We start from the raw sequence: 11137 nt of genomic DNA on the forward strand, positions 1-11137 counted from the left end.
GCACGCGCCCGCCGCAGGACGGCTTTGCCGATGTTGCCCACCCCGATCACGCCCAAGGTGCACTCGCTGAGCGAGCGAGCGGGCAATTTCTCCCAGCCCCCGCCCTTAAGGGCACGATCCATCCAGGGCAGTTGACGGGCAAAGGCCAGGATGTAACCCATGACGGTATCGGCAACCGGCAGGGTGAAGGCATTGGGGGTATTGCACACCTGAATGCCCAGCCGGGTTGCGGCGGCACGGTCAATCGAATCGATTCCCGTGCCCCATTTGGAGATGACTTTGAGGCGTGGAGAACAAGCCCCCAGTACGCGCGCGCTAAAGCGGTCATCACCGCACAGGGCGCCATCGAACTGCCCGGCATAGGCCAGCAAGTCTTCCTCCTCTAGGCGTTCGCGCACCACCGGTGTGATCAGGTCAATTTGGTAGGCAACAAACAAGGGCTGGAAGCGCTCCAGCACAGCCAAAAAATAAGGTGCAGAGATGAGAACCGTATATCCCAAGGACCATCCTCAGGCGGAGATTTGCGCAAGGGATTATACCATGAGGGAAGAAGATGGAATTTGGGCCAAATGACCCATTTACTCCCCACCTTCTAGTCTGAACACGTACAAAATCGGCACATTATCAATGCGGATTTCGTAAACCGGTGCCAGCTGCTCGAGGCAGTAACGCGTCAAATCATTATAAAAACTCTCTCGATGGATGAACATCACATATTTTATGCCAGGCATTGTACGCAGCTCTTCCAGATCGATGTTTTGGATCAAGCGTAAGTCGGGGCGCAGCCAGATCTCGCGGGTCAGGTCCACAATCCAACCGGCGATGGGAACCACCAGCACGGCGTTGGGCTCGGCGTTTGTATTGATCCATCGCAGTCCCTCGCGATAACTGACTGCCCAGTAGTCAGTGGCATCGGCCCCAAAGCGCGATTGACGCACCCCCTGCAATCCACCCGCGGCGCGGTTGTAGTAGACATGCAAATAAGGAAAATAGATGCGATATGCGTCTAGGGTGTTGATCAGAAGAAGCATTAGCCACAAGGCCTGAAAGGCTGTTGGGGGTAGATTGGAGCACCTCTTTTTTATCCATGACACCAGGCCGTCCGCCCCCAGACCGGCAATGACGGCAGCTGCTGGTACATACTCCATGAAATGACGAATGCCGTCAAAGTTGACCGCTGCTGGCACGGAGATACGCAGGATTGGGAAAACCATCCAGACCAGAAGGATGCGCCAGAATGGGTTGTCATTCCGGGCCACGCGGTGAATCAGAAGCCCCAAGCCCACCGACAAACTGACTAACATCACCTCTGGCATGGTCGCCATAACTTGAAATAGTGGTTCCGGGTTCCAATACCCTGTTCCGCTCCGTCCACCCTGGGAAAGGATGAAATCCAACCAGTAGCCTTTCAAGCCTTGGATAGGGTTTGAATAAAGATACGGCCATAAAAGGATATACACGCCAATCCCTGTGATTCCGATGAGCAGGAGATATGCCCATGCGGTTTTGATTTTTGCTCCGAACTCAACCCAAGCCTGACGCCGCAAACTCCAGGGAAGGATCCCTACGCCAAGGATAAGTGGAATAAAAATTGCATTAGCTTTTGTCGCCAGGCTACACCCCCACAGACTACCGATCCCCACTGCACCTGCTAGCGCAGCCCAGCACGGAGCACGATCCAGCCGATCGTACCACCAAATAAAGGCCAGAATGGTTAGGCCGAACAACACCAGCAGCGGAATATCTTTGGGGTTGAAGTGCATATCGGCCCAGTAACGGGGAAATAACCCCAGGAAGACCACCGCCATAAGAGCAGGCCACCGACCAATATATGGCTTAACCCCCAAATAGAGAATAAAAAGAAAGAGGCTGGCCAGCACCACCTTGGGCAAGTGAAAGGCATCGATGGGATCAAACCAGTGAGCCTTAAACCCTAACAGCACCATAGAGGCAGCCGAAAGGGTATCTGCCAGAGGGGGAAATTCGTGCGGCGAGCCGCGAAAAGGCGAATTATACAGGTTGATGAAGGGGTTCTCTTTCTCAATCCGCAACTCGGCTTTGAAATCAAGGTATTTTTCCCGATAAGTCATAAAGTAGTAGAAATAGCGCTGACCGAAGAACAGGTTACCCAAACCCTCATCCCAGGTCAGGCTGTAATAGGGCAAGGTACGAATGCCAATTAACATGTAAAGGATGACCCAAAGGCCCACCGCCAGGAGGTCACCGTGCCTCTCTGGCGTGATGCGAAGATGTTTATGCCCCATGTATGGCCTACCTCATGACTGTAAATTGACCACCCCACCGATTTTGAGTTTGTTGCCCAATTTTACGTTGGCTTCATCCCTCTGACAAGCCGGAAACTGCCCACCCCCATTCCCAGCAGGCCCCCGAGTATCAGCGCAGCCAGATGGTTTAACGGGTCAGAAAACGTCTCGTGGTACCACACCCGCACCTCACCACTGGCTAAAAGCGCATACTCCGCGTGCGCCCGCCAAATCCCACTGCACTCCACAATGCGGACACGTTGCAGAGTTTTCCCCGCCAGGGGATAGACCCAGGTGAATTCAGGGCAAGTCGGTGATGGAAAAGGTGTAGGAATGTATCTCGAATCAGAGACCAGCATCCAGCAGTTTTCCCCGCTACGGCGCCGCTTAAGGCACAGGTCGCGCTCTGTCCACACCCAGCGGTTGGCGTTGGTGCGGAGATAAACGCGCCCCACATCAGCATAGGCGATGGCAACGGGTTGTTCCTCGGGAAGTATCCCCAGGCCGATCTCGTCAGGGGGTCGTCCCAGCGATTTCCAGGTCACAAACGCCCCTTGCTCCGCCAGAAAAACCACCCCCCGCCCCAGCGCGGCACCCACCAGCGCCGAAACCACCAGCCCCAACCCAAAGATTGCGGCCTGCCTTCCTGCGCCGGGCAAGAGCCGTGCCTCACCTTTGGGTAGCACATAGCGGTGGTACCAGGCGTGAATCACCCTTGCCAGCGCCAAGTAGGCCAGGGTGCTTACCAGCACCCATGCGCTCATGATCCACATCCCAATGCCTACCCATTCACAGGCGAGCGGAGAAACCGCACATTCCCGTGGGCGGGGCAGGGACACCATCGCAATCACCAGCGGCGGTGTCCAGAGGACGATCAGCCCCACCCCAAACCCCAACCGGAAACGCCGCCGTGCTGCCAGCGCCCAGCACACCGTTACCGCCAGGATCAGGGGCAAAAACGCTCTTCCTATGGGACTCAGGGCATTCATTCTTTGCTCCAGCGATTTCATTATATAGGCGTTTGGTAAAGGCATGTGCCCCAAGCATCTGGATTGCTCTCTGCGCCTGCGCTTTCTACTCCAGAATCGCGTATAATTGCAAGCATGAGCCTCTCACGCGAACAAGTTGAACACATTGCCCATCTGGCACGCCTGGAATTGACCGAAGACGAACTGGAGCGCTATCGCCAGCAACTTTCAGCCATCTTGGAATACGCAGAGCGCTTGCAAACACTGGATACCAGCGGTATCCCGCCCACGGCCAGCGTGTTGCCCCCGCGCAGCGTTCTTCGCCCGGATGAGCCGCGTGCCGGCCTCAGCCGCGAGGCGCTGCTGCGCAACGCACCCCAGGTCGAGAATGGCCAGTTCCGCGTGCCCCCGGTGTTGGAGTAGCCCATGACTGCGTTGACCGATTTCACCGTGCACCAGGCGCTGGCGGCGCTGGCGCAGGGCGAAGTCTCCAGCCGTGACCTCACCCGCGCTTGCCTGGCTCAAATTGAGCGCCTGGAGCCAACCCTGCATACCTTTATCACCTTCACCCCCGACCTGGCGCTGGCCCAGGCCGAAGCCGCCGACGCGCGTCGCGCGGCAGCCCGCCACCATCCCGATGAACCGTTACCCCCACTCTTGGGGCTGCCCATCGCGATCAAAGACCTGCTGACCCTGGAAGGTGTGCGCTGCACCTGCGGATCGCGTATCCTGGAAAACTTTGTTCCCCCGTATACCGCCACCGCCGTGCAGCACTTGCTGGAAGCGGGGGTAGTCGTGGTTGGCAAGACGAACACCGATGAATTCGCCATGGGCTCTTCGACCGAGAACTCGGCCTATGGCCCTACCCGCAACCCGTGGGATACCACTCGCGTGCCGGGTGGTTCCAGCGGTGGTAGTGCAGCAGCGGTCGCCGCGCGCATGGTGCCGGCGGCGTTGGGCACCGATACCGGCGGCAGTGTGCGCCAGCCGGCTTCGTTCTGCGGCGTGAGCGGAATCAAGCCCACCTATGGGCGCGTCTCGCGCTATGGGTTGGTGGCGTACGGCTCATCCCTGGATACGGTCGGCGCCTTTGCCCGCACTGTGGCCGATGTGGCCCTGCTTTTCAGCCTGATCGCCGGTTACGACCCCCTTGATTCCACTACCCTGGATGTACCCATCCCGACCATCACCTTGCCCGCGGAGCCCGATTTGCGCGGCCTGCGCGTGGGTGTGCCGCGGGAGTATTTCATCGGCGGGTTGCAGCCGGAGGTGGAGCAGGCAGTGCGCCAGGCCATCGCTGTGCTGGAATCGCTCGGCGCCAGTGTACACGAGGTCAGCCTGCCTCATACCGAATATGCCCTGCCGGTGTATTATCTGATCGCCCCCGCCGAGGCCTCGGCCAACCTGGCGCGCTACGACGGCGTGCGCTACGGCCTGCGCGTGGAAAGCGATGCTCTGTGGGAGATGTTCCGCCGCACCCGCGGACAGGGCTTTGGCGCTGAAGTCAAACGGCGCATCATGCTCGGCACCTATGCCCTTTCCGCTGGGTATTACGATGCCTATTACGGCCAGGCGCAGAAGGTGCGCACCCTGATCAAGCGCGATTTCGAAACCGCTTTTGAATCCGTGGATGTCATCGCCGCGCCAGTGGCGCCCACCACAGCCTTCCGCCTCGGCGAGCACACCGAAGACCCGCTGGCGATGTACCTGGAGGATGTCTTCACCCTGCCTTGTAACCTGGCTGGCGTACCCGGCTTGGCTTTCCCGGTTGGTTTTGATGGCAATGGCATGCCCATCGGTATTCAACTGATGGGGCCGCACTTCCGCGAAGACGTGCTCTTCAAAGCGGCCCACGCCTATCAATTGGTCACCGACTGGCACCAACGCAAGCCACCCCTGGCCTGAGCCGCGGCGCAACCCCCGGACGCGCGTATGCGTAGATATAAGGGCTGATCCTCACCGGACGGCACTTATCTTGCAAAGGAGAAAGAACAATGTCCCCGACCTCCCCCGCTGCGGTTGTCCTGTCAGAAGAACGCGGCCCTGGCTGTCTGATTCGGCTGCTGTATTTCATTTTCATCGGCTTGTGGGTTGGCGGAATCGTGACGGCCCTCGCCTGGGTGCTCAATGTGACCATCATTGGCCTTCCGCTGGGGCTGTGGCTGCTCAACCGCTTGCCCGTGATCATGACCCTGCGCCCCGTGCGCCGTGAAACGCAGGTGGTTGTTGTGGATGGACGGGTGCAGTTGCGCCACCGCGATCTGCCCCAATATCCCTTTCTGGTACGCGCAGCGTATTTCTTGCTCATCGGCTGGTGGTTCAGCCTGATCTGGATGACGATGGCCTGGTTGCTGACCGGTCTGAGCCTGGGGTTGGGCCTGCCCCTGGCGTTTTGGATGTTCGACCAGGTGCCGTTTGTAACCACGTTGGCCCGCCTGTAATTCAACCCTTGTGCCGGTTTCCCCCGGCCAATCATGGAGCCTAAAACGATGTGGAACGATTTGCCCTCGGATGCCTCAACCCTGATGTCCTGGACGTGGACGAATTTTGAGCCTTACTACCAGGATCTGCTCCAACGCCCCTTGCGGGCGGAGACGGTCAATGCCTGGCTGGAAGATTGGTCGGCGTTGGATGAGCGGCTGATGGAACTGCGCAGCCGCCTGCATGTGGCGACTGCTGTCAACACCGCCGATGAAGTGGCTCGCCAGCGCCTGGATGCTTTCTTTGACCATGTTTTTCCCCAGGCAATGGCTGCAGAACAAAAACTAAAACAGAAACTGCTCGCCAGCGGGCTAGAGCCGGCGGGGTTTGAGATCCCCCTGCGCAATATGCGCGCCGAGGTGGCGCTTTTCCGTGAGGAAAACTTGCCCCTGTTGGCCGAGGAGCAAAAGTTAGTCCAGGAATATGATCGCATTGTTGGCGCCCAAACGGTGATGTGGGAAGGCCAGGAACGCACTCCTCAGCAGATGCGTCCTGTGCTACAGGATCCCGACCGGGCGCGGCGTGAAGCGGCTTGGTGCTTGGTGTCCCAGCGTCAGATGGCCGACCGCGCGGCGCTTAACGACCTGTGGGTCAAACTCTTCCGCCTGCGTCAGCAGATTGCCCACAACGCCGGCTTTGCCAGTTATCGCGACTACCGCTGGCAGCAATTGCTGCGCTTCGATTACACGCCTGCCGATTGTGAGCGCTTCCGTGAGGCCATTGCCGACGTGGTAGTGCCGCAGGCTGTGGCGCGGTACGAACGTCGCCGCCGGCTGATGGGCATAACCACCCTGCGCCCCTGGGATCTTGAAGCCGACCCGCTGAAACGCCCGCCGCTGCGCCCCTTCCGCGTGGCTGACGAACTGGCCGAGCGCGCGATGCACATCTTTGCCCAGGTAGATGCCACTCTGGGGCAGTATTTTGAGATCATGCGCCGCGAAAACCTCTTGGATCTGGAAAACCGCAAGAACAAAGCCCCCGGTGGGTTCTGCACGGAGTTCGCCGTTCAGCGCCGTCCTTTCATCTTCATGAACGCGGTTGGCATCCATGACGATGTAAGCACCTTGGTGCATGAGGGCGGACATGCCTTCCACGTCTTTGAAACCGCCCCTATCCGTCTGGTGCACCTGCTAGAGATTCCGATGGAGTTCGCCGAGGTGGCCTCGATGAGCATGGAATACCTGACCCTACCCTACCTCGAAGCGGCCCGCGGTGGTTTTTATCCAACTGCCGAGGCTAACCGCGCCCGCGTGGAACAAATGGAAGGGGCGTTGCTCTTCTGGCCGTTCATGGCGGTGGTGGATGGCTTCCAGCACTGGGCGTATACCCATCCTGAAGAGGCCGTAGATCCCGCCCGCTGCGATGCGACTTGGGCAGCGCTTTGGCAGCGCTTCATGGCCGGCGTGGATTGGAGCGGGCTGGAGGAGGAAATGAAGACTGGCTGGCAGCGCAAACTGCATATCTACGAGGTGCCGTTCTACTACATCGAGTATGGACTGGCGCAACTGGGCGCGCTGCAGGTTTGGCGTAACGCCCAACGCGATCAAGGTGAGGCCGTCACCGCTTACCGCCGTGCGTTGGCGCTGGGCGGCAGTCGCCCCCTGCCCGAACTCTATCGCACAGCGGGCGCGCGCTTCTCGTTTGAGACAGCGCTCTTCCGCGAGGTGACGGAGGCCATGCAGGCAGCCCTGCACACCTGGGAAGACGACCAGCAGGGGAGGTAAATCCCATGGCAGAACGATCAACCGTCGTGGCTCTGGTGCCAATGCGCCACCACTCCGAGCGGGTGCCGGGTAAAAACTATCGCCCGCTAGCGGGAAAGCCGCTCTTTCATCACATCCTGGATACCCTTCGGCACTGCCCCTCGATCACCCAAATCGCTGTGGATACCGATTCGCTGATCATCATCGAGGGCCTGCGCGAGCACTATCCCCAGGTGGTGATCATTGAGCGCCCCCCGCATCTGTGCGGAGATGCCGTGCCGATGAACGAAATCTTGATGCACGATACCGCCTTGCTGGAAGCCGATTTTTACCTCCAAACCCATAGCACCAACCCGCTGCTGCGCCCCGAGACGATTGAACGAGCAATCCAAACCCTGCTCGACCTTTATCCGGCTTACGATAGCCTCTTCGGGGTAACGCGCATCCAAACCCGCCTGTGGGATCAATTGGCGCGCCCGATCAACCATAATCCGAATATCCTTTTGCGCACGCAGGATTTGCCCCCTATCTACGAAGAAAACTCGTGCCTTTACCTCTTCACTCGCCAGACGTTAGTGCAGCGGCGCAACCGCATCGGCGAGCGACCGTATCTCTTCGAGATCCCGCGCGAAGAGGCGCTGGATATTGACGAACCACTGGATTTCATCATTGCTGATTTGTTGCTCAGTCGGCGCATGGCCTAGAACATACTCATCTGCGCCGTCTCGCGCCAGAGGGGCGGGTCGCTATCTAGCAGGGCATCCCACAGGTCATGACTGAGGTCCGATTGGCCGGCTACGCGATGCAGGTGGCGGAATTTGAGCACGTGCCAGCCGTGTTGCAGGACCGCTGCCAGGCGCGGGTCGCGCTGTAGTTTATAAGCCAGCAGGCCGGCGCGACTGCCCGGCAACACCAGCACGTGGTGATGGGCCTGTGGCTGGGGCGCAGTGAGAAATCGCCATACCATGGCCGAGGCCAGTAAGTAAAAGGCATAGCGTACTTCATTGCTGGGCGGATGCCGCCAGAGCAGGGGATTTTCTCCCTCTGCTTGATACCCCAGCCGCGCCGCCAGGTGGCGCAGAGCGTGTGCCACGGCCTGCAGGTCACGGCGGCGCTGGTCGGGCTGATCCTGGGGGCGGAGTTGCCACTGCCCGGTTTGGGTCTCCATCTCTTGCGCGTAGGAGGTGAGAATCGCTCGTAGCAGGGCCCGCCGCGGTGTGATCAGGCCGGGAAAGTGCCGGCGTATAGTTTTCTCGATCTCTATCGCAGTCACCGTGGGATGGTTGAGCAAATAACCGACCATGGCCTTTTCAGCGCGGTCGGCTAGGGGCAGGGTCTCGGGGGAGGGCGGAACGATCAACCCCCAACGCGGGCCACTTTCGCCCTCGGCGCGGGCGTGCAGGCGGGTGAAGGTGGTCGCATCGGCCAGGACTTCGTTCACCAGGGTCTGCAGGCGTCCGGCATAACCGGTGGGCATGTCCTCGATGGTAGCGGGCAGGTAGCCGTGTGCGCTCAAGGCCAGGATGCCCTCCAGAAAGAGTGGGAGGTAGTCGGCAGGTTCGGCGCGGTCATTCAAGTGGCGCAGAAGCGCCTGGTGCAGACAGCGCTTGGGGCTATCGGTAGGGGTGGGGAGTGGCGTCGTGCGCACCTGCCAGGTGGTTTGCAGGGCCGGCGCTTCGGGATCATACGCCAGCGCTTTAACCTCCCACCCGGCAGTGTGCGCTCCCAGGAAAACGGCTAAAGCGGCTGCTGGGGTCAGTTCATCCGCCATCAGCCAAAGCGGGGTTTCCGGATACACCAGGCGTACCGGCGGGCGTAGGACATGGTGCAAGGCATGTGCGAGCCAGTTCCAAGCTGCGGCACGTGGGTTGAGAAATCCTAGCAGAGGGCGGGCGGCATCCCCGCCCCACAACCAGGCGGTCCATAAGACCGAGAGCCCCCAGAAGGCCGCGCTAGGGCGGGTGAGCACGGCCAGCACCGCGCCAAAGGCAGGAAGGTTGGGTTGGGTAGCCAGGGTCCGCATACGCCCGCGGAAGAGGCAAATCCCTCCCTCCGGCGGGGGTAACGCTGGCCATTGGGTAAGCGGGATGGGTGTGGTAAACTCGGCCCAGAGGGCAAGGACGTCATCCAACGCCTGCATCAAGTTGATCTCCATGAAGACAGGTGGGGATTGTACTAAGCGCGGGCGCAGCGGGGTGTGCGGCCACGGCCAGAGCGCTGTGCCGCGGTCGAGCAGGGGAATCAACAGGGCATGGAGCAAGGTACGCTGTTCAGGGGTGAGGCCGGGGCCTTCGCTGCGATTGAGCAGGGTGAAGAGCACCGTCAGTGCGCGGGGTGGGTAGAGGTGCAGCAGGTTTTCGGCGGCGGAGCGCGCTTCACCTTCGGCCGCGGCGCCAAGACGGCTGAGTGCCCGCGCGCGGTGGAGCGGCGCCGCGCCAATAGATTGCAAGATAGCCAGATCCTCGGGGGTGAGGGTGAATTCCCCTTGTTCGCCGCAATGAGGGCAGTGGAGCAGGCGTGCATGGGGTTGATGAGCGCCGCGCTGCCAGAGGTAACCCGAGGCCGGGAGAACGGCTTTACACCGTGGACAGGTGGTCTGATAAAGACTGAGCAGGTACTGTTCCAGGCGTTGCTCCCCGCGGCGGGTGGCCAGCAGGGCGGCCAGGGCTTTGCGGAAAGCATCTCCACCCGTGCCGGCGGCCAGGTTTTGGAGCAGAAACGCCAGCAGAGGGTGATTGCAGGCTACCAGGACGCGATAACCGGCCTGTGCGGCTTCGAGGGCTACCTGGGGGTGTAAGCCAAGGGGATCAAGCACCCATGCCTGGGCCGGGACGTGGGTATACAGCCACTCACGCAGGCTACCACCGGGTAAACGCGGCAGGTAGCGTCCAAGGGGGAGCGAGGGGAAGATGCCGCTGCCGAGTAGGTAGGGCGCGGCTTGGGTGTCCATACATTAATTTTAGCCGAAAGTCACGGGTGACCGGGTTGATCTGAATCAGGGTTTGCCCAAGGCGACGCGATTGAAGAGAGGGAACATTTCCGAAGATTACCCCCCGCCTCAAACGGCTGGCGGTGGCGTGTTGGCGCCTTTATGTCCAATCATCGCCAAGCCCACATTGCGGCGACGTTGCGGGGGGAGGTTTTGCCCCATCGGTTTGGTCATGGATCGTTTTATTCCCAAGCCAAATTGCCTGATTGCCACTGGTTTCAACCACAGGAGCCACTTACAAGCGTTCGAGCCTTTGCTGATCTGGCGCAGGCGGGCTGGATTGACCGACGACGAGTTGACTGATTTTAACCCTGAAACATGCCAGGGGATAACCTTGGGAGCCCTTCATCGAGAAGGCGATACCTGGACTTCAGGAGCCAATGTTGTCCATGGAATGGGCATGTTGGTTATAGTGTGGGGGATTAAGAGAGCCTGCCCTTTGGCAGGCTCGTCAGGAACTCGGGGGCGGCGTTCCCCCAAAAATGCACCATGTGTGACTCACCGGGGACTCGAACCCCGAACCCGCTGTTGGATATTTGTTATTGGAAAGTAGGGGCCTAAATCAACCGCTGTTATATCGCGGGTGTAATACTCGACCATGCGGATATCTTGATCAACGTCCTGCAATCTGAACCAACCGTGATGGGGCACCAGCGCGGATGGTCATCACAGCAAATGTTCGACGAAAGTCGTGCGGGGATAATTTGAACCCCAGTTTTTCACCCCATTTCC

General features: G+C 59.8%; 10 protein-coding genes. 6 read left to right on the forward strand and 4 right to left on the reverse strand.

Features of this window, described 5'->3' with window-relative positions:
• The 3 genes from AC01YT_RS12955 to AC01YT_RS12965 form a co-directional block, all read right to left on the reverse strand.
• On the reverse strand, positions 1-500 hold a 500-nt coding region (locus tag AC01YT_RS12955; protein WP_476676063.1), incomplete at its 3' end, for an NAD(P)-dependent oxidoreductase.
• A gap of 78 nt (positions 501-578) precedes the next feature.
• Positions 579-2264, reverse strand: a complete 1686-nt coding sequence (locus tag AC01YT_RS12960) for a hypothetical protein (protein ID WP_476676065.1) — start codon at positions 2262-2264, stop codon at positions 579-581.
• Between the two features lie 62 nt (positions 2265-2326).
• On the reverse strand, positions 2327-3253 hold the full coding sequence (locus AC01YT_RS12965) for a hypothetical protein (protein ID WP_476676067.1): 927 nt from the start codon (positions 3251-3253) through the stop codon (positions 2327-2329).
• A 114-nt stretch (positions 3254-3367) separates the two neighbouring features.
• On the opposite strand from AC01YT_RS12965, the gene gatC reads away from it, so the two are divergent.
• The 5 genes from gatC to AC01YT_RS12990 all read left to right on the forward strand — a co-directional run bounded on the left by gatC (position 3368) and on the right by AC01YT_RS12990 (position 8120).
• A complete protein-coding gene (gene gatC / locus AC01YT_RS12970) occupies positions 3368-3655 on the forward strand; it encodes an Asp-tRNA(Asn)/Glu-tRNA(Gln) amidotransferase subunit GatC (RefSeq protein ID WP_476676069.1) in 288 nt (95 codons plus the stop codon).
• Between the two features lie 3 nt (positions 3656-3658).
• Entirely contained in the window at positions 3659-5137 is a 1479-nt protein-coding gene (gene gatA / locus AC01YT_RS12975; protein ID WP_476676071.1) for an Asp-tRNA(Asn)/Glu-tRNA(Gln) amidotransferase subunit GatA, read from the forward strand.
• Positions 5138-5226: 89 nt separating this feature from the next.
• The gene (locus tag AC01YT_RS12980) at positions 5227-5673 is read left to right on the forward strand and encodes a YccF domain-containing protein (RefSeq protein ID WP_476676073.1); all 447 of its coding nucleotides are present in this window, start codon (positions 5227-5229) and stop codon (positions 5671-5673) included.
• Positions 5674-5721: 48 nt separating this feature from the next.
• On the forward strand, positions 5722-7437 hold the full coding sequence (locus AC01YT_RS12985; RefSeq protein ID WP_476676075.1) for a M3 family oligoendopeptidase: 1716 nt from the start codon (positions 5722-5724) through the stop codon (positions 7435-7437).
• Between the two features lie 5 nt (positions 7438-7442).
• Entirely contained in the window at positions 7443-8120 is a 678-nt protein-coding gene (locus tag AC01YT_RS12990) for an acylneuraminate cytidylyltransferase family protein (protein ID WP_476676077.1), read from the forward strand.
• Here AC01YT_RS12990 and AC01YT_RS12995 read toward each other — a convergent pair.
• Positions 8117-10366, reverse strand: a complete 2250-nt coding sequence (locus AC01YT_RS12995) for a hypothetical protein (protein WP_476676079.1) — start codon at positions 10364-10366, stop codon at positions 8117-8119. The genes AC01YT_RS12990 and AC01YT_RS12995 overlap by 4 nt on opposite strands.
• A 141-nt stretch (positions 10367-10507) precedes the next feature.
• Between AC01YT_RS12995 and AC01YT_RS13000 the strand changes: the two genes are divergently transcribed.
• A complete protein-coding gene (locus AC01YT_RS13000) occupies positions 10508-10708 on the forward strand; it encodes a hypothetical protein (protein WP_476676081.1) in 201 nt (66 codons plus the stop codon).
• Positions 10709-11137: the final 429 nt, after the last annotated feature.

The sequence above is a fragment of the Thermanaerothrix sp. genome, from assembly GCF_056331585.1.